This window comes from Proteiniphilum sp. X52 (assembly GCF_003712195.1).
Lineage (GTDB): Bacteria > Bacteroidota > Bacteroidia > Bacteroidales > Dysgonomonadaceae > Proteiniphilum.
Window position 1 is genome coordinate 397884 of record NZ_RDSD01000001.1, and the last position, 22458, is coordinate 420341.

Genomic DNA, 22458 nt, shown 5'->3' on the forward strand with positions numbered 1-22458 from the left:
TTTTCTTGTTGGATGAAACAATTTTAAAGTCTTTACCCTCTTTAATATCCCGGGTTTTGCTCAAGGTTCGGGTTCTGATCCATTACTGCCTGTGGAATAGGTAATATATAGGATAGACTCGTATAAGGCATAGCCTGTGACGGACGGCCTTCATCTTTGGCAAATACGGCGTTCATCACCTCCTCCACCTTGTCGAGGCGAACCAGATCGAACCAACGTTGACCTTCCAATGCCAATTCAAGACGGCGTTCTTTCAGGTATGCCTGGGTAATGGCTTCTTTACTCGCGGATGCCGATGCGGGCAGATTCGACAAACCGGCGCGCCGGCGTGTCTGGTTGATGATCTGTGCTGCGCCGTTATAATCGCCTTTGCCGATGAATGCTTCCGCTTTCAACAACAGGATATCAGCATAACGCAACTTAATGACGCTATTGAAACCACTACGGCATTTATACATGAATGCGTAGTTATTGGCCGGGTAATATACGTTCCAATTGCATTCATAGAATACCACAGTCTGCTCATACCGTTTATCGCCCGGTTCACTGTTGAAAGTGCGGATAAGGTCGCGCGAGGGAGTGATCCACTTCAGGAAGCTGAAATAGAATGTCCAGTCATCCAGTTTACGTCCGAACATCCATGTTACCCAATTCGTGTTTCCCGGGAAAAACTGCGCTTCATAAATGGTTTCCCCGGTGTTGCGCATTTTTGCCTCTGTGGCTTTATTCTCCTGGGAGGGTGGTGAATTAGGGTCAGTCAATACCACATCGAACATGTCGCCGAAATTATCTATCAGTCCAAACCCGTCGGCAGCCAATTCATCAGCATATTTGATCACTTTGTCGTAGTCCCGCAATGGTTTTTCGGCATATACTTTTGCCAGTAAGGCGCGAGCCACCGATTTGGATAGCTGGGTTTTATCCTGTGGATTGTTATTGGGAGCATATTGCAATGCCTCCAAAAGATCCTCTTCAATCTGATGATAGATGGTCAATGCGTCCGTTTGCCTCGGGAAATAGGCCGGGTACACATCTTCGATGGTCTCGGCGGTAATGTCTCCGGCCACAGTTGTAACCAAAGGTAAATTTGCCCATATCCTTACCATATCGAAATAGATCATTGCCCTGAGTAATTTTGCTTCCGCCTTGAATTGAGCTCTCTCAGCGGCTGTCAGTGTGTTATCGGCCACACTGTCGACATATACGATCATTTTGTTTGCCTGGGCTATATTTCCCATATGCATGTTCCAGTCGCGGTTCAGCGTGGTGCTCGATCCTTCGATGGAATTCACTTCAAACGGCGTTGTTTCGTTATTAGGTGCGCCTGCATAAGCATTGTCGGAATGAGTTTCTGCTAATAGAAGCAAATCCAAGTGCCAGTGCTCCTGTCCATTCTTATACAAATTCAATAATGTTTGCCGGTGTGATACCACGGCGGCCTTATCCTTAAAGACCACTACGGCGGTGTCCTGTTCCATTCCTTCCGTCACATCGGAGTAGGTGTCCAGCGGATCATAGTCCAGTGAGCAGGAAGCCAGTAAACAAGCGGTAAGGACAGATAGAATATATTTTGTCTTCATTTTTTTATGATTTAAAATTCAAGATTCACTCCAAAAACAAATGTCCTGCTGTGAGGATATGTACCCCAGTCGATACCCTGTACGGCGCCACTGTTTCCCCATTGATTGACCTCGGGATCCATCCCCTTATACTTTGTCAGTGTCAGTAGGTTATTGAATGTCACGTAGGGCTGTAAACGGGAGATCCCGGCACGATCCAACAGATTTCCCTTGAAATTATAGGACAATGTCACGTCTTTCACGCGCAGGTAGCTGCCATCTTCAATAAAGTAGGTTGACGGCTTCATATCGAATCCCGCTTTCGGGATATCTGTGATTTGTCCCGGGGTACGCCAGCGTCTGAGTACCTCTACCGACTGATTCTTTAAGTCATACATTCCCTGCACATCAGCTTTTGAAGCATTGAATATGTCATTTCCCACAGATCCCTGAAGAAAGAGCGACAGGTTAAATCCCTTGTAGGAGAATGTATTGGTAAGTCCGAATGTGAAATCGGGATTGGGATCACCTATATATGTCCTGTCGGAAGAAGATATCCTGCCGTCTTCATTTATATCGCGGTACATCAATTCCCCGGTTTCGGGGTCGACACCGTCGCTGATATATCCGTAGAATCCTCCCAAGGGCCGCCCGGGTTCATTGCGTACTACGCGTATAAGACGAAGGGCGTCGGTTGTTTCGGCATCGTAATAAATCTGTTGTAAGGCGAGTTTCTCCAGTCTGTTCCTGTTGAAAGAGATATTGAAATCGGTATTCCAGGTGAATGCGCCGGTCAGGTTGCGTGAGTGAAGGGCAAATTCGAACCCGCGGTTGGTCATTTTCCCCTCGTTCCTTACAATGCTATTTGCCGCCGCCGCACCAGAAGGCAATGATACATACATCAACATATCGGTGGTGTATTTGTAATAGTAATCCATTGCGATAGTCAACCTGTCCCTGAACAGCGTCGCATCGATACCTATATTGGTTTGGGAGGTGGTTTCCCATGTGAGATCACGCGTGCGCAGGTTTTGTTGGGGTATGAGGGGCACCGCGTCGGCTTTACCTTCTTCGAACCATGGTTCACGAACAATATTGTACCGTTGTAAGTATGCATAGTCGCCCACACCCGATTGGTTACCGGTCTGCCCCCATCCACCACGAATCTTCAGGTCGTCGATCCAGGTAAGGTCCTGCATGAAGTTTTCAGATGAAACACGCCATGCGCCGGAAAAAGAGGGGAAATATCCCCACCTGTGGTCGGGATGGAGTTTAGATGATCCGTCCGCGCGCATATTGAATGTAAAGAGGTACTTGCTGTCGTAATTATAGGAAACCCTTCCGAATCCTGACATGATGCCCCATTGTGATGCATTTGAACCGGTGCCGCTATTAGGATCATTTCCCCATGCAATTTTGTTTGCGGCATTCAGCGTGTGGATGGAACCGTCTTTGAAATGGGTTCCATGGATATAGTTCTGTGACCATTGGGAATCGGTCCATGACGTGCCTGCCATACCTTCAAAGCCATGTCTGTTGGCCAATGTTGTTTTATAGGTCAGTACATTGTCGAACACCACCAGCTGATTAGTGCTACGCTTATCTCTTGCATATCCCCAGTCATCCCTGTCAGATCCATGTACGGGAGGTGTAAAGCTTGTGGCTTTTCCATTCCGGCGATCTAACGTGAATGATGATCTCAATGTCAAATCGGGCATAAAGGTAATAGTCGCGTTTGCGGAGGCGATTAACCGGTTTTCGTTGGTTTTGTTGTTTTTCCCGTTTTCCAGCGATTCTACAGGGTTAGTGATATTTTGGCCAAAGAAAAGCCGGTTGTATAACCCTGTTGCCTCATCCCTTACTGCCGCCGCGGTCGGTAAATTAACCACGGACAATACAACACCTCCACGGTTGGAGCCAAGCCCGGTAGTAACGCCATTGCTGGTATTGTCCGAATAAGCGAGATTCAATCCCATGTGAAGCCAATTGCGTATTTGGCTTTCCACATTGCTGCGCAGATTGAATCGGCGGAAGAAAGCTGAACTAAGTATCCCTCTCTCATCCAGATAACCTCCAGATACAAAATAACGGATACGTTCATTTCCGTCAGCCAACTGTAGCTGATAATTTTGAGTGATGCCGGTCCCATACACTTCGTTGAACCAGTCGGTCCTGTCGGTTGTGCCTTCAGGAATGGCACCGGGACGAAGCTCGTCTATTAATTCCTTGTATTGCGCGGCATTTAGCGATTTAATCTGATTGGCAACACGGCTTGCGCCATATTGTATATTGGCCGTAATCTTGGCGCCGGCGGTTGCCTGTTTTGTAGTGACCAGTATCACGCCGTTTGCCGCACGTGATCCGTAAATAGCCGCGGAAGAGGCATCTTTAAGTATCTGTATGTCGGCAATATCGGTAGGTGACAGGAAATTCAGGTTGTCGACGGGCACCCCATCCACCACGTATAGCGGATCATTGCTTCCGTTGAAAGAGGTCGTTCCACGTACACGTATCACCATTTCTCCGCCGGGAGCGCCGTTGGGTTGGTATACGTTGACTCCGGCAGCCTTTCCCTGGATAGCCTGGCCTGCAGAAACGATGGGCCTTTCGTCCAGACTTTCCGTGGAAATAGAAGACACGGCGGTAGTGACATCACGTCTCTTTACTGAGCCATAACCGATTACTACTACCTCTTCCAATGTCTTTAAGTCTTCCTGCAATGTGATATGAAAGGTGTTTCGTCCCGCAGTATTGATTTCCTGCGACAGATAACCGATATAAGAAATAAGGAGTATGGCATTGTTTTCAACATCCAATGTGAAATTACCGTCCATATCGGTAACGGTACCATTCTTTGTTCCTTTTTCGATGATATTGGCACCTATGACGGGTTCATTGGATTCATCGATAATTGTTCCGGTGATCCGCCTTTGTGTGCTGGCCTCTCGTTCCGGGACAATGATGATATAGTTGTCTTTCAACTGATAGGAAAATCCCGTTCCCGCAAGTATTTGGGCCAGCACATTCTCTATGGGTTGGTTGGAGATGTTCAAATCGAGATTCTTTTGATTCTTTAACTGCGATTCATTGTAGGCTACGAACATTTTTGACTGCCTTTCAATGGCCTGTAATGCTTCGATAACCGAGATATTGTTTTGTTTTATGGTTATTGAAACATTCTTCTGAGCAAACAAGAAGGGTGGTGAGGCAATAAAGCAGAAAAAAAAGATAAAAAGTCCTATTTTTGCCTTTTTCATGTAAGAAATTTTCATAACTTTAATAGTTCTTAGTGTTAGATTAGAAATTTGACTGATTTTCAAGAGTATAACTCTAACGCTTGTTTCGCCGGAATAGAGGTGCCACTTTATTCCGGCTTTTTTGATTAGGATGTATCCATATGCATATAAATTAAAAATTAAGAGTGAAAAATTAAGAATGAAGAATGAAAAATTAAAAATTAAAAATTAAGAGTGAATTTTCTTAGGAACTAGGGCAGAAGCAAACTTGTTTGCATTATGCCGAGTGACGACAAAAAATCTACGGAGTGAAAATCGTTTATTATAAAGGTGATAAATAATATTTGTTATCCTCAATCCTGTATTTGATATTGCCTGAAACTTCAACAATGATGTCCATTATCTCCTGTAAGGAAGTGTTTTCCTTGAAACGGAACGTGTATCTGTCATTTCGCAAGGTGCTGACCGTGTAAACGAATGAATAGGGGTATTTTCGTTCCAGTACGGGGATAATCTCCTCCAAAGTTGCCGACCGGAAGACAAGTTCACCTCTTTGCCATGCTGTCACATCATCTAAATTGGGACGGCTGATGGTCTCTTCTTTGGTCCGTTTATTATAGGTAAATTGTTCACTTGGGTTTAATATCAATGATGACTCCATATTATTAAATCTTACTTCCACACTTCCGGAAAATAAAGTAGTGGTAAGAAGGGTTTCATCGGGATATACTTTCATGCTGAACTCCGTTCCTAAGGCTGTTACCTGAAAATCATTGGATTTAACGATAAAGGGTTGTTCTTCATTTTTTGTTACTTTAAAATTCGCTTCTCCAATCAAATACACACTTCTGGTTTCCCCATTGAATTGTGCGGGATATAACAAAGTCGCGGTGGAATTCATCTGTACCTCTGTTCCGTCGGGCAATGTAAGGTGAGTCATTTCGGCGACCGGCACATATTGTTCGATAAGGTCGGCATTCACCGGTGTTTCATTGGATGTAAAATACAAGGCGGATAATAGAGCGATCAGTAAAACGGCTGCTGACACCTGCCAGACACGAAGTATCTTGATGTTTACCTTGTGGTGGCGTTGTCTGATCTTTTTACGTACTTCGTCCAGTGATCGCTGTGTTTGAGATGAAGTTGCTGCAGGGGTGACTTCCTCTATATTGTCCCACAAGCCTTGTAAGGCTTTTTCTTTTTCTCGGGAGAATTTTTCTCCGGTAAGCCATCGATGGAATTCGTCCCGTGAGGAGGTTGAAACATCGGTCGTTTTTACAAATAATTCGATAATCTTGTTAAAATAGTTTCCCATCTCGTATCTGCGTCTAATAAAATCGCTTCTGTCAATCAATACGACAACACTCGATTTGCCGATTGTATATTAGATACAATCGAGAAGAGGGGACTACTTAAAATTTTATGAAAAAAATTAGAATAAGAATTAGTTTTTTGAGATCTTTCAGCGCCAAATAGATGTGTTGTTCTACTGTTCGCACCGATAAGTCCATTTTTTCGGCGATTTCGTGATGGGTTAAATGTCCGAAACGACTCATTTCAAATACCTGCCTGCGTTTCTCAGGCATTTGTTCCAATGTCAATTTCAGTAATAGCTGTAACTCTTCATGGTATATTTCATTCAGTGGATCTTTGAATTCGGTCATTTCTTCCAATGAATGTAAGTTTATCTGAGAGTATATGTATTTGGATTCTAGGTTTTTCCGTTTAATGCGATTGAAAACATGATTTTTAACCATTGTATACAAGTAATTCCTCACAAGATTTCCTTCCCATAAATCAGGTTGTTCCCATAATTTCACAAAGATATCCTGTGCTATGTCTTCAGCTTCCTGTTCCGATTTAAGAAGAATGGCGGCAAACGTCCTGACTTTCGGAAAATACTGAATGAATATTTCTTCAAATTCTTTCCTGTATGATTCTGTGTTCACTTAGTAAAAACCTTCAATTACCTCACTTATCCGCAACCTTATAGTCTTTCATGAGGGTTACATTTTCAAAAACACCTCTCGCCACAAAGATAATATTATTCGGTCAGAAATATGTTTCTTTGTCGCTGATCTTTGTATCATCTGTCCATTGATGATGAACTGATCACTCTCATCGCTTTATTTTTTATTGTACACTGCTAATGCCATGAGCCGTAGGCGGTGGGCTTTTTCACATAAGTTTCTCCTAGTATATTGAACGGTGATTTTTATCTGTCCGCGCGGTTTTAAAAAGAAAATCCTGTACCTTTGCGGCAATATGCCAAAACTTTTGATATTTTGATAAATCCATTCATCCGCACTCTGATTTCATCCATTATAGGTAGTTTTCTGCTGATCGCGTGCAGCGGGGAAAGATCCGGTTCAAAGACCCTGTCCGGATCAGACCGCATTCCGTTTGAAGAGAACGATGAACAACCGGCCGACACACGATCGAGGGAGGAACCGGAAACTGTTGACGAAATGGAATACCGGCAACGGCTCCTGTACAATGCCAACGGCGATACGACCGGACTGTGGCCGGTGCAGGACCAGCCGCTGCCGCTCAAAGGAGCTATTTTGCCTTACAGGCGTGTAGTGGCATATTACGGGAATCTGTTCTCCAAAAATATGGGTATTCTGGGAGAATATCCGCCGCAAGAGGTATGGCGAAGGCTGAACGAAGAAGTGAAAGCATGGGAGCATGTCGACCCGGATACGCCTGTGCAGCCGGCCATCCATTACATAGCCGTGGTAGCTCAGGGTTCGCCCTGGAGCGACGGGAAATACCGTTATCGAATGCCCGAGGCGCAGATCGATTCCGCGTTGGCCATCGCCGAAATGGGCAACGCCATCCTATTCCTCGATATTCAGGTGGCATTGAGTACTGTGGAAGAAGAAGTGCCGCTACTGGAGAGATATTTGAAAATGCCGCATGTGCATCTGGGCGTCGATCCCGAGTTTTCGATGAAAGACGGCACCCCGCCCGGAAAGAAAATCGGCACGTATGATGCCGGAGACATTAATTTCTGCACGGAATACCTTGCGAAACTGGTGCGGGAATACGATCTTCCTCCCAAGATACTGGTCGTACACCGTTTCACCCGGGGAATGGTGACGAACTACCAGGATATCGTTCTCAGGCCAGAGGTGCAAATCGTCGTCGATATGGACGGCTGGGGAGGCCCTCAGTTAAAATACGATACGTACCGGCAGTACCTCTACAAGGAACCCGTACAGTTTACAGGTTTTAAACTTTTTTACAAGAACGATGTAAAACATCCGCCGCATCGGATGCTTACTCCCCCCGAGATCATGAAGTTAACACCTCACCCCCTCTATATACAGTATCAGTAAACGAACTACGTACGGCAAGGGGGTATGGCGGCCGGAAGAACAACTCTCACGCTTCCTCCTTGCTCCACCTGTGCTAAAACGGTAAATTTCAGGTTTATTGAACCAATTCCGGTGCCGTTTGTTTGATTTATATTGGTTTATTATCAACATTCATTCAAACTATGGCACATTCTACTATAATACAGCTGTTGGGAGACCAAAGTGATTATCTCCTGAACCATGTGAGTAAAACCGTTGAGAAGTCAATGATTCATCCTACCGGGCCGGATGTTATTGAAAGGTTATGGATTGATTCAGACAGGAATATTCCGACTTTGAATAACCTCCAGCGTCTGTTTGGGCATGGACGTCTGGCGAACACCGGCTATCTGTCCATATTGCCTGTCGATCAGGGAATTGAACATACGGCAGGTGCTTCTTTTGCTCCCAATCCTATTTATTTTGCTCCGGAAAATATTGTGAAACTGGCGCTTGAAGCCGATTGTAATGCTGTGGCATCCACTTTCGGCGTGCTGGCTTCCGTAGCCAGAAAATATGCGCACAAGATTCCTTTCGTGGTTAAAATGAATCACAATGAACTGTTGACTTATCCGAATTCCTATAACCAGGTACTTTTCGGTACCGTAAAGGAGGCATGGAATTTGGGTGCTGCCGCGGTAGGGGCTACTATTTATTTCGGATCGGAAGAGAGTCGCCGTCAAATTGTGGAAGTGGCGGAAGCATTTGAATACGCGCATGAGTTGGGGATGGGCACTATCCTGTGGTGTTATTTGCGTAATAACGCTTTTAAGAAAGAGGGAGTGGATTATCATAGCGCGGCCGACCTCACCGGTCAGGCCGATCATCTCGGTGTGACGATCAAGGCGGATATCATCAAGCAAAAGTTGCCGACCAATGATGGAGGATTCAGGGCGATAGGTTTTGGAAAAACCAATCCCGGCATGTATGACCAATTGAGTTCCGAGCACCCGATAGACCTTTGCCGGTATCAGGTGATCAATGGCTATATGGGGCGGATAGGATTGATCAACTCAGGAGGGGAATCACGTGGCGAGAGCGATCTGGCAGAGGCGGTTTATACCGCGGTGGTGAACAAACGCGCCGGAGGAATAGGGCTTATCGCAGGTCGTAAAGCTTTCCAGAAACCGATGGAAGACGGTGTGGAGCTGATCCATGCTATCCAGGATGTTTATCTCGACAACGAGATCACCCTGGCGTAGCGGATGGTGATCACCTCTCATCCTAAGATGGATAGAGACCGTATAACAAAGAACACGGATAACCGATTGAGTTGTCCGTGTTCTTGTTTTCGTGTGCCGTACATGATTACAAACTTGGAGGGGCAAGTCCACTACGGAGCGCCATCCACCTTTCAAACATTATGTCGTCGTGGAAGTATCGGCCACAGCTGCCAGATTATCGCCCCGGTAGGTATGAGAAGCATCTGATGCTTTGTATTTGCCATGAGTAACCAGATTAGCGGTCGACTTAGGGTTGAATGTCTTCGTTTTCTGGAAACCAGACCATCATACTTCCCTCCTTCCGGTTATTCCAGGCATAATAAGGTAAAAGTACCAGGCTAATCTCTCTGTTTCCTTCCGGAGTCTTTTCCCAGGCGGAAATAACCAACCCTCTTTGCTTTTTACAGGTATTGGCTGATGGATACCCAAAATACGTTTTTTAATAAAAATTCGCTTTCATCAGACTATTTCTCCCAACGGCATAATCCAAGGTAAACTTGTCTTCTGCTCGTACTGCTTAACGAAATAGTTGTTTTTGTTTAAAATTTAACAAAAAAAGAGATCGTTGGAATGATTTAAGATTGTAAATTTTTGAAGAAAACAATCAGGGTAGAAGGAGAAGATTTCAACCGGTATTTACTTGAAAATTTATTTTGTAGCATTCTTTTTGTCAATCCTATTTTCGGGGTTCTGACGATTATCCCAAAATGATAGTATGTGGATTTCAGATTCAATAATTTCATAGAAGATCAGATAAACCTTCATTACGATAACACGGGTTCTCTTGTCTTCCGAAAGTCTTCCTATAAACTCGTTTTCCGAAAGAGCATCCATTATTTGTTTGATCTGGTCTAAAAGCCTGAGACTGTATTTGGTGTTTCCATTCCTTAAGTTGTGGAAGATCAATGTGTTTTTAAGTTCATAATCCGCTTGCTTAGACCATATTATTGTTCTTTTAACCATGTCGTCATTTCTTCCATTACTTGCTCGTGAGATTTATAGTAACCCTTTGCAATATCCTCCCGTCCGGCTTCAATTGCCTGTTTTTGAGCTTTGTTTAACTCATATAACTCTTGCTCGGAACTATCAAAAATTGTCTGTAATGCTTTTAGAAAAGTTTCATTGTTTGAACTTTTGATGCGGGAAATCAGATTTTTTTTTAAGTATGAAGTACTGTTCATATAATAATCCTCCTTTCAGTTACAAATATATGAATAAATTGTGAGGAAGAGGTCATAAATAATCGGATAAATTGTGAATGGTGATCTCCTCCGCATCCTCTTTCAAGATAAGCTCATCCTCTACGGTTACGTGCAACTGAAAAGGGAGAACATCCCGCATCTCTTCTTGCGCAGTGAGGGGTGTGGTGTCTTCCTTGTTAGTTCGGTTAATATCTATAAGCCTGTTTCTTAACGATCTCAAAAGATAAGACTTCAGGTTATTTATTTCATTCAAAGAGGAATGTTGCTCTTTCAGTACTCTTGTAAGCAAATTGTCAATAGGTGTCTATTAATCAGTGTTATATTACTGATAGTCAAACGAATAATTATTTGAAAAAAGACCCACAGTGGATCGAATGGATGTGCAAAATAATGAAAAAATAAAAGAGTAATAAAATATATTCAAGGAAAACAAAAAATAAATCTTTTCCGGTACAAAATAAATTGCGTAAATTTGTACATGAAAGGAGATTTATCGTATGGGTAATAATAAAGTAATAGCCACTATTGAGTATAACCTTATATGACCCCATTCCTGTATAAAATAGCGGAACTCTTTTACGCGCAATACGGCAATGACCTGTATCGGCATACCTTTGTCTTTCCGAACCGCCGTGCCGGTTTCTTCTTCCAGAAGTACCTCGCGGAAATTGCCGGTAAGCCGCTTTTTTCCCCTTCTATAATAACTATTCAGGAACTTTTCATGTCCATGTCTTCCTACCGGCTTGCCGACAAAATTGAAATGCTGGTGATGCTCTACGATCATTTTGGAAAGATCAGTGGTTCCGGCGAGTCGTTTGATGACTTCCTCTACTGGGGGGAGATGTTGCTGAACGATTTTAATGATGTGGACAAGTATATGGCGGATGCTAGGCAACTATTCCGCAACGTGCATGATTTCAGGTCGATGGATGATGATTTGACCCATCTTACAGAAAAGCAGAAAGATGCCATCCGACGTTTTTGGACTCATTTTATGCCGGTCGGGGAGAGCGAGACCAAGAAAAAGTTTCAGGAGACATGGCAAATATTGTATCAACTCTACACCACTTTCCGCACGGAGCTACAACAAAAAGGACTTGCCTATGAAGGCATGATGTTCCGTGAGGTGGCCCAAAGTGCCCGGTCGGGGGAATTGGATGTTAGGAAAAATGTAACGAATTGGCAGGGAACGGAGAAGCCGGCCGGCAAGGTCGAAGGATTCGGAAAACAGGATCATTCGTTCGAATCTGGAGAACAACGGAATCCTGATCAGGACGGCTGGCAGCCGGGATGTTATATATTTGTAGGATTGAATGCCCTTACGCCTGCGGAGACGGTGTTGCTTGAACACTTGAAACATCGGGGGATTGCCGATTTCTACTGGGATTATGAGTCACCGCAGGTTCAAGACAGTCAGAACCGCGCATCTTTATGGGTAAAAGAAAACCTGCGGAGGTTTCCTTCCCGGTTTATACTACAGGATAGTGATGGAGCCGGCATTTCATCTCAACCTGTTGGCGGAAATTTTTCGGAAGATAGAGGCGGAGAGTCAGCAAGGGTTGATTTGGAAGAGGTGGGTGAAAGAAATAAGCAGGGGGAGGCGAAAACACATATAGAAGCAATCGGTATTCCCTCCGGGGTAGGACAGGCGAAACATGTCGCGCAAATTCTTTCGCGATTGATCGAGTCCGGCAATATTCCCAATCCGGATGAGGCGATCAACACTGCCATAGTGCTGCCGGATGAACGGCTTTTGTTGCCGGTACTCTATTCCATTCCCGAGGAGATCGGAAAGATAAACGTCACTATGGGGTATGGACTCTCTTATTCCTCGATTGCGGCGCTGATGGAACATATTGCCGGTTTACAGCGTAATATACGGGAATCCGCCGGAGAAAAGATGTTTTATCACCGGAATGTGTTATCGATACTGAATCATCCGTTGGTGTGTATATCGGCCAAAGAGGAGGTGGAAGCGCTAAAAACATATATCCTTGCCAATAACCGGATTGTCGTCTCGGAAGGGGAATTTCCGCCCCATCCCCTCTTCCGGCTGATCTTTCGTCCCTTGACCGGGTGGCATGATATTTTCGAATACATAAAAAATATCCTCACTTTTATCTATGGCATCCTGACGGATGAAAAGCATCATAAGGAAGAAACCGGGGACACTACGCGGCCGGTAGATCTGGAACGGGAGTTTATCGTACAGTATCATAAAACCGTGACCCGTTTGCAGGACAGGCTTCAGAATGCGAGAAACATGTCGCTGGAGACCTGTTTCCGTCTGTTGAAAAAACTGGCACATTCCATCACTGTGGCATTCAGCGGTGAACCCCTTTCGGGCTTGCAGGTGATGGGTGTGCTGGAAACACGTGTGATCGACTTTGAAAACCTCATCATCCTTTCGATGAATGAAGGCGTTTTCCCCTTGAAAGATCCGGTCAACTCTTTTATCCCTTTCACATTGCGGAAAGGATTCGGTCTTCCCGTATACGAACATCAGGACGGTACCTATGCATATCATTTTTATCGCATGATCAGCCGTGCGAAGAGGGTGTTTATGCTCTATGATACACGCGCGGAAGAGATGCAGACGGGCGAAGTGAGCCGTTATTTTTATCAGTTGAAGTATCTTTATCCCGATTATTTCAATATTTCGGAGCGAGTGGTGGCTTACGATGTGGCCGCGCCCGAAATATTACCGGTCTCGGTCAGCAAAACGCCGGAAGTATTACGGAAGTTGGATGCATTCAGAAAGGGAGGGGAGTCGTTTCTGTCGGCCTCGCTCATCAACAACTACATCAATTGTCCCCTGCAATTTTACTTTACGGCGGTGGAAGGCCTCTACCAAGAAGATGAAGTGCGGGAGTCGGTAGAGTCTGACCTGTTCGGCTCGATCTTCCACAAGTTGATGGAGACGATCTATAGCCGTTATAAAGCCAAAACGGTTACGCCTGACGTGCTGACAGCGATTGCCAAAGATGATGCTTTGCTGACGAGGCTGCTCGAAGAGGCATTCGCGGAGTATTATTTCAAACAGAAGGATGAGCCCCGGCCGTTACTGGGACAGCACTATCTGATCGGGGAGATTCTCCGGAGCTATGTGAAACAAACCTTGGAAACGGACAAGCAGTTCACGCCCTTTGAATTTGTGGCGGCGGAATACCGTTTCGGGCAGGGGAGGCCGTACCGTGTGAACGCTGAACTCTGGGTGAATTTCAAGGGGATTATAGACCGGATCGACAGGGTGGGGGATAGTTATCGTATCATCGACTATAAGACTGGAACGGGAATGACTGATTTCAAGCAGATCGCCGACCTGTTTGACGGATCAAAACCGAACCGGCCCTACCAGATCCTGCAGGTGTTTGTGTACGCATTGTTTTACGCACAGGAATATCCTGACGCGCGACTATCGCCGGCCATTTATTACCTTCGTTCCATTTTTGGTGATCCATCACCGGCTGTCACCTGTAATAAACGTCCTATATCTGACATCTCGGTTTTTATGGACGAGTTTCTCCCGTTATTCCACAATTGCCTTGAGGAGATTTTCAATCCCGACATCCCGTTTGCCCAAACAAAAAATACCAAAAACTGCCAATGGTGCGCTTTTAAGGAGCTTTGTAGTCGATGAGGGGGTGGAGATCGGAAAAACTGTTGATCACCCAATCCGCTCCGGCATCCTGTAAGGTTGCAGCGCCAAATGAAGTCGTCAATCCGGCTACCCCGCATCCGGCCGCTTTTCCGGCGAGTATCCCATTGATGGAATCTTCAATAATGAGGGTCGATCTGTGATCAGCCCCTAAATTATCCAATGCCAGAAGATAAGGCTCCGGATTGGGTTTATGTTTTTGGGTATCCTCCTCCGTGATGACAATATCGAAAAAAGAAGTCAGATTCAATAGCTTGTCCACTTTTCGCACTGTGAAAAGCGAGGAGGAGGTAACCAGTCCGGCCTGTAGTTTTATGGATTTTACTTTTTGAATAAAATCAGTGAAACCTTCCACATACTTCAACTCTTTCAACAGACCTTCAAAAAAAGCATTTTTCTCTTCCAGCAGCTCTTCCATGGAATGAGTGTTGTCCATGTTTTCATATACATGCCGAAAGAATGACTCATCCGATCTCCCCACATAATCGGTTAGAAACGATTGTGAATATTCGATGCCATGCCGTTCCAAAGTGAGGCCCATAGCCCGGAGGTGTAGTTTTTCCGAATCAATCACAACACCATCCATATCAAATAAAATAGTCTTTAACGCTAACTTCTGCATAATGAATGAACCACCACACAGGTTATTTGTTCATTGGGCTTGACCTTCGGGAGCAAAAATGGTCTCTTTTGCGTTCAGTTCACGCTATTTTCCGGTGATGACGTTGTCCTTATCCGTTCCTCTTCCATCAATATCATGGATGAATAGCCGAAAAATTATTGTTGATTTTTACGTTTTACTGTATTATACGCGAGGAGGAGAGCCGTGAGCAACATGATGAGCAGCGCCGCGTAGGCGATGCTGTCTGTCACCTTGATGCTTTTCGGATCGAAACGGAATTCGACTGTGTGTTGTCCCGCCGGAATAGGGAGTGCCCGCAGGGTGTAGTTGGCCCGCAGCATCTCTGCCGGCTGTCCGTCGATAGTGATCTGCCATCCCTTGGGATAATAAATTTCTGAGAACAAAGCCAGTTCATCTTTTTTTGCATCTACAGCATAGGTCACATAATCTGAGTCGTAGTCGGTGAGTTGAATGGTTGACGCCGAGTCGGCCGGCGTGGGTCGGAAGCCGGCGAGGATTGGCTCATATTTTTTATCGGCTACTGCCTCTTTCCGGAGGTCGATGGCTCCCAATGCGTCGATTTCTTCATCGGCGTTCTCCACAAAACGTATACCATCCACAAACCACGCGTTCCCCATGGCATACGGATTCTCCAGAGGAACAGCGGTGCCATCCTGTGCGGGCATAATGACCCATTTCGCATTCAGCATATTCAACACTTTGAACCTGTCGGCATTCAATGAATCCATTTCGCCTTGTGCCTGGATAATTCCTTGTTGTAAAGCCATCATTTCGGATCTGAGATGTATGTCTATCAGATCCTGGTAACGACGCAGTTTTGCGGCATGATACCCCCCGATCACTTTATGGTGGTAGGGTGTGACGCCGTCGTCAAAGGTACTGGTTGCCATATTCAACACACGGTAATATTGGGTGGTATCCTGCAGGATATACTGGTCGGCAGGTGATGGGGCAAATAGTTGTTGTTGGTTGCTTTCCGGCACGAAATCACTATCTTTCAAGTAGCGTTTGTTCACCCCCCACATATCCACTAAACAAAGCAGTAAAATGGCTGCTACCGTCCATTCTGCTTTTAACTTTTTATGGATGAACAGCCAAACAAGAACTCCTCCGATGGCAACAATAAAAAAGCTGCGCCAGGCATCCGCCGTAAAGATGGCCACACGCATGTCGGTCAGGTTGGCGATCACCGCTTGGATATGCGCGGGTGGCAGTGATTGTAATGCCTGCATTTCCTGTCCGGAGATAAAGGAAGAGAAGAAGAGTTTTGGCGCGACGGCAAACAATAAAGCCATTCCACCGGTTACCCCAAGGCTGATATAGAGTTGTTTCATATTGTTTTTCAGCATTTCCGGCTTTTGAACCAGTTCCTTCACTGCCAGTACGGCCAGCAGCGGAATACAGAATTCGGCCACCACAAGGATGGAGGAGACTGCCCGGAATTTATTGTACATTGGTACCCAATCAATAAAAAAATCGGTCAATCCCATGAAATTCTTTCCCCAGGAGAGCAGGATAGAGAAGAGGGTCCCGGCCAACAGGGCCCATTTCAATGGCCCTTTCACAATGAAAAGCCCCCATACGAAGAGCGCCAACACAAAGGCGCCCACATAGACCGGTCCTGCTGTAAAGGGTTGTTCCCCCCAGTACTGTCCGATCTGTTGATAGAGTGGTTGATATTCCGGGCGCGCTTTACTCATTGCCTTTTCATTTTCGGCAATTCTAGCGGCGGAAGTTCCACCTTTGGTATTAGGTACCAGCAATGTCCATGTTTCGCCTATACCATAGCTCCAGGCGGTGATATAATCACGTTCCAGCCCATTGCCGGTTTTATTCTCTTCTCCATGATGGGCTAATTCTGATTTACCCCGCATGGTTTCTTTCGAATATTCGTAAGTGTGGTAAAGGTTACTTCCGTTGGCCGCCACGCCGATGATCCCCGCTGCAAGCAGCACCGCTGTCGATCTCAAGAAACCGGGCAACTCTTTTTTTTGAATGGCTTCTATAAAAAAAGCAGCCGCTATAAAAAGCATGACAAACAAAAAGTAGTAGGTCATTTGCGGGTGGTTTGACGATATCTGGAAGGCGACGAAGAGCATGAAGACCAGTCCGCCCTGAAGATATCTCTTCCGGTAGATATAGATCATTCCAGCTATGGTAGGCGGGATATAGGCAAGGGTGACGAATTTCCAGATATGTCCTGCCGCGATAAGGATAAAGAAATAGGATGAAAAGGCCCATATAACGGCGCCCAATGCACTAACCAGAGGAGATGCTTTCAAGGCCCGCATCAGGATGTAAAACCCGAGCAGCATAATAAATACCAGGCCGACATAATTCGGCAGGAAAAGAGAATAGGCTTTTTTGACCGCATCCTGCGGCTTGGAGGAGTCGTAAGTGGGACTCATCTGATAGGAAGGCATTCCGCTGAACATGGAGAGGTTCCACCTTGTACGTTTCCCATCGTGGCGTTCCATGTAATCGCGTTGTTCCTTTCCCTGCCCGATGGCAGCCAAGGAGTCGCTTTGTGCTATTACACGTCCCTCTGTCACGGGCGATGCGAAATAGATGAATGAGACCAGGATGAATCCTGCGATCACGATTGTATCGGGCAATATTTTCTTGAAATTGAAAGATTGTTTCATAGGATTAACCGTTGCAGTTTACTGTTTGAACCGCAAATTTAACAGATTATTCCGTGAAAGCGTTGTTTTTGGTCAATTCTTTTGGAAGATGCGGGGATCAAGCGGGATATGGCCGACAAAAAAGAGGGAACCTTTTTAGGCCCCCTCTTGCATGGATATTAAAACTGTTTTTAAAAACGCTTTCCTATGGAAATGCCAAGCCGGGGATAACCCACATAGTCGGTGTCGGAATACCGTACACCACCCACATAAAGTTCTCCCACCCAGTTGTTCTGTGAGAGGTATTTCCATCCTATGGCCAGCCCGAATCCGGCCAGCACTTCGGATCTCATATCATAGAAACGCTCATTTGTCGACACTATAGCCCCATTCGCTTCAATGAAAAAACCAGCTCCATATTTTTGCAGGTTCTTCGCATTTCCTCCGAAGAACCAACGGACATAAGGAATCACTGCAAAGTCCACAGGATATCTTCCCTGATCCAATGCCGCGCCCAACGATCCTCCCAGGCTGAAATCGGCGCTTAAGATACGCTCATAAGAAATCTCGGGGAAAGAAGAGAAAATGGTGGTTGGCAGGTTTAACTTTATTTCATTCCGTGGAAGATCTCTCGATACTTTCCATCCCATCACCCGATGTGTCTTTTGGGAAAAAGCAGTAAAGCTGACCAGCAACGCGATAGCAAGAGTAAATAGATGTTTCATATTTGATTATTTTATTTTTAAAAAGCACCCTATCTTTTATGAAGATGCAAATAGAGCAAAAAAGTTACCTGGTCATCATTAAAATAACCAAATACTCAGTTAAAATAATCAAAATCACACCACCTGGCTACCCGGTTGCACATCTCTCGTGGGAGCGACTAAGGCGAGACTTCCGTCAGATTTTTCAGCCGAAAGGATCATCCCCTCGGAGAGCAGGCCTCTCATTTTTCTTGGTTCGAGATTGGCAATGAAACACACCTGTTTACCGATCAATTCTTCAGGATTGGGGTAGTAGGCGGCAATACCGGAGAGGATCGTCCGTTTCTTCAGCCCATCGTCGAGAAGGAACCGGAGAAGTTTATCTGTCTTGGGCACTTTTTCACATTCCAGCACCGTGCCCACACGGATATCCAGCTTTTCAAACATGTCGAACTGGATGGTTTCTTTTATTGGATGCGTCTTGTGCTCACCCGCCTCGTTGGCTTTCTTTGTGTCGAGCAACTTCTGAACCTGTTTTTCAATTACCTCATCTTCCATTTTTTCAAACAGCAATGCGGAATTTCCCAAAGGGTGTCCTTCCGGAAGGAGATTGAAGTTGCCTAAATCATTCCATTCCAGATTTTCGGTGTTGATAAATGTCTTGATCTTTGCCGATGAGAAAGGGAGGAACGGTTCAAAGACAATGGCGAGGTTGGCCGTGATCTGCAGCGCGATATTGAGGATGGTGGCCGTCCGTTTCATGTCGGTTTTGGCTATCTTCCACGGTTCAGAGTCCGCCAGGTATTTATTCCCAAGGCGAGCGAGATTCATCGCTTCTTTTTGTGCTTCCCTGAAATGGAAATTATCGAGATTGTGCTCAACAGCGGCCTTTACCTTTCCGGCTTCGGCAATCGTTTCACGATCATATTCGGTCAGTTCTCCCGGTACGGGCACTCTATTGTCGAAATACTTCTGTGTAAGTACCAATGCGCGGTTTACAAAGTTACCCAGCACGGCTACCAGTTCATTATTGTTACGTGCCTGAAAATCTTTCCAGGTGAAATCGTTGTCTTTGGTTTCCGGGGCGTTGGCCGTGAGCAGGTAGCGGAGGACATCCTGTTTGCCGGGGAACTCTTCCAGATACTCATGCAACCATACCGCCCAGTTGCGTGAGGTGGAGATTTTGTCATTTTCCAGGTTGAGGAACTCGTTGGCCGGCACGTTTTCCGGCAGAATGAAAGAGCCTTCCGCTTTCAGCATGGCGGGGAAGACAATGCAGTGGAACACAATATTGTCTTTGCCGATGAAATGCACCAGTTTGGTCTCTTCATCTTTCCACCATTTCTCCCAGGTGTCGGGCAACAATTCTTTGGTGTTGGAGATATATCCGATGGGAGCGTCAAACCATACATACAGCACTTTTCCCTGGGCACCTTCCACCGGGACCGGCACGCCCCAGTCAAGGTCGCGGCTCACGGCTCGCGGTTGTAATCCTAAGTCGAGCCACGATTTGCACTGGCCGTACACGTTTGTCTTCCATTCCTTATGATCCTCGAGAATCCATTGGCGCAGCCATGCTTCATGTTTATCCAGGGGCAGGTACCAATGTTTGGTCTTTCGCATCACAGGCTGGCTGCCGCTAAGCGTTGATTTCGGGTCGATCAGGTCAGAGGGACTGAGTGAAGTGCCGCACTGTTCGCACTGGTCGCCGTAGGCTTTTGGATTACCGCAGTGGGGACAGGTGCCGGTGATATAACGGTCGGCGAGAAACTGTCCGGCCTCTTCATCGTAATATTGCTCACTCTCCTGCTCGGAGAATTCACCCTTGTCGTACAAGGCACGAAAAAAATCGGATGCTGTTTTCTTGTGGATATCCGAGGTGGTGCGTGAATAGATGTCGAATGTAATGCCAAACTCCTCGAACGATTTTTTGATCAGCCTATGGTAGCGATCTACGATATCCTGGGGAGTGACTCCCTCGTTGCGGGCCTTGATGGTGATAGGAATTCCATGTTCGTCGGAACCGCCGATAAAAAGTACCTCTTCCCCTTTCAGGCGCAAGTACCGGGCATAGATATCGGCGGGGACATACACCCCGGCCAGATGTCCGATATGTACCGGACCGTTCGCATACGGCAGTGCCGAGGTAATGAGCGTGCGTTTAAATTGTTTTGACATATTCGAATTTCAAATTACGGACTGTGTGCTGATGCTTCGAAACAACGTTTTCACATAGACAAACACCCCTTTCATTAGAGCCTGCAAATATAGTGAAAGCTGAGTGATAAGCCAAACGATGAACAGTTTGCAAATAGAGTTATTCATTTAAAAAATCAAACAGTGAGTCCCCTCCGAAAAGTCTTTTTTACCCAAATTTCCCTCAAAACGGCGATTGATTATCAATGGATTACAAGCCCGCGGGATCGGTTTTTGAGGTTTTCGGAGCAGACTCAACATTCACTTAAAAAAGATTCCCGCGCCCTGTTTATATAAACTTTATTATCTTTGCTTTTACTTTTTGTGTTCTTTCTTTTCTATTGCAGTCCTGAGGTGTTGACGTGAACATGATGGCAACCCATAATTGTCCGACGGATAGTTTGTACGGATCGAAACAGACAAGATATATGGAAACAGAGCAAATATGAATTTTAAATGATACTTTATCATGGACAGACGAAATTTTTTAAAGAAATCCGCCATTTCAGCCACAGGGTTAAGCCTGGCGCCGTTGATGGGAAGATCCTATTCTTCTGTTTTCGGTCAGTCCGCCGCCGGCAATAAAATCAAAGTGGGCCTGATTGGCTGCCGCAATCAGGGGTGGAGTAATCTGAAAGCTTTTCTTCAGTATCCCGGAGTGGAGTGTATCTCCATGTGCGACGTGGATGATGAGTGGCTCTATCAACGGGCAGCCGATTTAGAGAAGTTGACGGGTAAAAAACCGCCACAGTTGGTGAAGGACTGGCGAAGGGTAATCGATAACAAAGATGTGGATATGGTGATCATCGGAACCCCCGACCATTGGCACTGTCTCCAGTTAATTGCCGCTTGCGAAGCAGGCAAGGATGTGTATGTGGAAAAGCCCCTGGCTAATACTATCGAGGAGTGCGACCTGATGGTAAAAGCTGCGCGGAAGTATAACCGTATCGTGCAGGTGGGACAGTGGCAACGCAGCGATCCACACTGGGACGAAGCGGCTGCATATGTGCATCGCGGAGAATTGGGGCGAATCAGAACTGTAAAAGTATGGGCCTATCAGACCAGCAAGTGGACATTGCCGGTAGTTCCCGATTCGGCGCCACCGGCCGGTGTGGATTACGACATGTGGTTGGGTCCGGCACCCAAGCGCACATTTAACCAGAACAGATTCCATTATAATTTTCGTTTCTTCTGGGATTATGCCGGCGGCTTGATGGCCGATTGGGGGGTACATCTGCTCGATTACGCGATGAAAGGCATGCGTGTGGGATTACCTTCGTATGTCTATGGTGCCGGAGGAAAGTATGGTTATCCCGATGATGCGATGGAAACACCCGACACGCTGATGGTGACTTATAAATATCCCGATTTCAATATCATCTGGGACCATGCTTGCGGAATAGGCGCGGGGTTGTTCGGCCTGCGGGAAGGAGTTGCCTTTTTCGGTGAAAATGGTACGCTGATACTTACCCGTCAGGGATGGGAAGTAGTCCCCGAGCAGGCTATCAATAGCCGTACATTCCCTTATTGTTACCCCTGCGATGATGAGAGGAAACCCAACACCCTCCGGATGGAAGCCGTGGAAAAAAGAACCGGTACGGGCAAAGGCCTTTACCTCCATGCGGGCAATATGCTTGACTGTATGCGCACGCGTGAGTTACCCAATGCCGATATCGCCATCGGCGCGGAAGTGGCTACCCTGAGCCACATGGCCAATATCTCCTGTCGGGTGGGAACTGCACTCAACTGGGATGACAAAGCCGGGAAATTTACGGGCAACGACGAAGCCAACAGGTTAATCAAAGCCCATTACCGCGCTCCCTGGAAATTACCGAAAGTTTAATCATTTCTTGGGCTATATGGGTCAGGTCGGTCAAATTAAAAAAACCGCTCCCAAAGTATAATCACTTTTGGAGCGGTTTTTTTAAAGTATGAAGATATTGTAGGACTTATATACCCATTCGGTGGACGCAACCCCAGCATTAGCAAATATTGACAGTCGGCTATCGGTCTCGGTTTCGGAACAACAGCGCGGAGAAGCGGTAAAAGTCTGT

Annotated in this window: 16 protein-coding genes; 4 read left to right on the forward strand and 12 right to left on the reverse strand. The window is 45.9% G+C overall.

Features of this window, described 5'->3' with window-relative positions; all coding sequences use genetic code 11:
- Nucleotides 1–41: 41 nt before the first annotated feature.
- From D7D25_RS01375 to D7D25_RS01390, 4 genes are all read right to left on the reverse strand, one after another.
- Nucleotides 42–1580 carry a RagB/SusD family nutrient uptake outer membrane protein gene (locus D7D25_RS01375; protein ID WP_122967169.1) on the reverse strand — a complete coding sequence of 513 codons (1539 nt, stop codon included), beginning with the start codon at nucleotides 1578–1580 and terminating at the stop codon, nucleotides 42–44.
- Nucleotides 1581–1591: 11 nt separating this feature from the next.
- Nucleotides 1592–4816: a TonB-dependent receptor gene (locus D7D25_RS01380; RefSeq protein ID WP_255417131.1), complete on the reverse strand. Its 3225-nt coding sequence runs from the start codon at nucleotides 4814–4816 to the stop codon at nucleotides 1592–1594.
- Nucleotides 4817–5117: 301 nt separating this feature from the next.
- Nucleotides 5118–6110, reverse strand: coding sequence for a FecR family protein (locus D7D25_RS01385; protein ID WP_122967358.1), 993 nt, complete (start codon nucleotides 6108–6110; stop codon nucleotides 5118–5120).
- A gap of 97 nt (nucleotides 6111–6207) precedes the next feature.
- Complete coding sequence (locus D7D25_RS01390) at nucleotides 6208–6744, reverse strand: RNA polymerase sigma-70 factor (protein WP_122967171.1); 537 nt, start codon at nucleotides 6742–6744, stop codon at nucleotides 6208–6210.
- A gap of 336 nt (nucleotides 6745–7080) precedes the next feature.
- Between D7D25_RS01390 and D7D25_RS01395 the strand changes: the two genes are divergently transcribed.
- Nucleotides 7081–8136, forward strand: a complete 1056-nt coding sequence (locus D7D25_RS01395) for a hypothetical protein (protein WP_221407939.1) — start codon at nucleotides 7081–7083, stop codon at nucleotides 8134–8136.
- A gap of 161 nt (nucleotides 8137–8297) precedes the next feature.
- A complete protein-coding gene (locus D7D25_RS01400) occupies nucleotides 8298–9356 on the forward strand; it encodes a class I fructose-bisphosphate aldolase (RefSeq protein WP_122967172.1) in 1059 nt (352 codons plus the stop codon).
- Nucleotides 9357–9624: 268 nt separating this feature from the next.
- On the opposite strand, the gene D7D25_RS18715 is transcribed toward D7D25_RS01400, so the two are convergent.
- The 4 genes from D7D25_RS18715 to D7D25_RS01415 form a co-directional block, all read right to left on the reverse strand.
- Nucleotides 9625–9765 carry a hypothetical protein gene (locus D7D25_RS18715; protein ID WP_370453812.1) on the reverse strand — a complete coding sequence of 47 codons (141 nt, stop codon included), beginning with the start codon at nucleotides 9763–9765 and terminating at the stop codon, nucleotides 9625–9627.
- A 260-nt stretch (nucleotides 9766–10025) separates the two neighbouring features.
- On the reverse strand, nucleotides 10026–10340 hold the full coding sequence (locus D7D25_RS01405; RefSeq protein ID WP_122967173.1) for a type II toxin-antitoxin system RelE/ParE family toxin: 315 nt from the start codon (nucleotides 10338–10340) through the stop codon (nucleotides 10026–10028).
- Nucleotides 10322–10558, reverse strand: coding sequence for a hypothetical protein (locus tag D7D25_RS01410; RefSeq protein WP_122967174.1), 237 nt, complete (start codon nucleotides 10556–10558; stop codon nucleotides 10322–10324). Before D7D25_RS01410 ends, D7D25_RS01405 begins: the two co-directional genes overlap by 19 nt.
- A gap of 52 nt (nucleotides 10559–10610) precedes the next feature.
- Nucleotides 10611–10832, reverse strand: coding sequence for a hypothetical protein (locus tag D7D25_RS01415; RefSeq protein ID WP_221407940.1), 222 nt, complete (start codon nucleotides 10830–10832; stop codon nucleotides 10611–10613).
- A 288-nt stretch (nucleotides 10833–11120) separates the two neighbouring features.
- Between D7D25_RS01415 and D7D25_RS01425 the strand changes: the two genes are divergently transcribed.
- On the forward strand, nucleotides 11121–14219 hold the full coding sequence (locus D7D25_RS01425) for a PD-(D/E)XK nuclease family protein (protein ID WP_255417132.1): 3099 nt from the start codon (nucleotides 11121–11123) through the stop codon (nucleotides 14217–14219).
- Here the strand turns inward: D7D25_RS01425 and D7D25_RS01430 are convergent.
- From D7D25_RS01430 to metG, 4 genes are all read right to left on the reverse strand, one after another.
- Complete coding sequence (locus tag D7D25_RS01430; protein ID WP_122967175.1) at nucleotides 14197–14859, reverse strand: HAD family phosphatase; 663 nt, start codon at nucleotides 14857–14859, stop codon at nucleotides 14197–14199. The genes D7D25_RS01425 and D7D25_RS01430 overlap by 23 nt on opposite strands.
- 155 nt (nucleotides 14860–15014) lie before the next feature.
- Nucleotides 15015–17525: a YfhO family protein gene (locus D7D25_RS01435; protein ID WP_122967176.1), complete on the reverse strand. Its 2511-nt coding sequence runs from the start codon at nucleotides 17523–17525 to the stop codon at nucleotides 15015–15017.
- Between the two features lie 170 nt (nucleotides 17526–17695).
- The gene (locus tag D7D25_RS01440) at nucleotides 17696–18229 is read right to left on the reverse strand and encodes a hypothetical protein (protein ID WP_122967177.1); all 534 of its coding nucleotides are present in this window, start codon (nucleotides 18227–18229) and stop codon (nucleotides 17696–17698) included.
- Nucleotides 18230–18343: 114 nt separating this feature from the next.
- Nucleotides 18344–20386 carry a methionine--tRNA ligase gene (gene metG, locus D7D25_RS01445; protein WP_122967178.1) on the reverse strand — a complete coding sequence of 681 codons (2043 nt, stop codon included), beginning with the start codon at nucleotides 20384–20386 and terminating at the stop codon, nucleotides 18344–18346.
- Between the two features lie 487 nt (nucleotides 20387–20873).
- On the opposite strand from metG, the gene D7D25_RS01450 reads away from it, so the two are divergent.
- Complete coding sequence (locus D7D25_RS01450; RefSeq protein ID WP_122967179.1) at nucleotides 20874–22247, forward strand: Gfo/Idh/MocA family protein; 1374 nt, start codon at nucleotides 20874–20876, stop codon at nucleotides 22245–22247.
- Nucleotides 22248–22458: the final 211 nt, after the last annotated feature.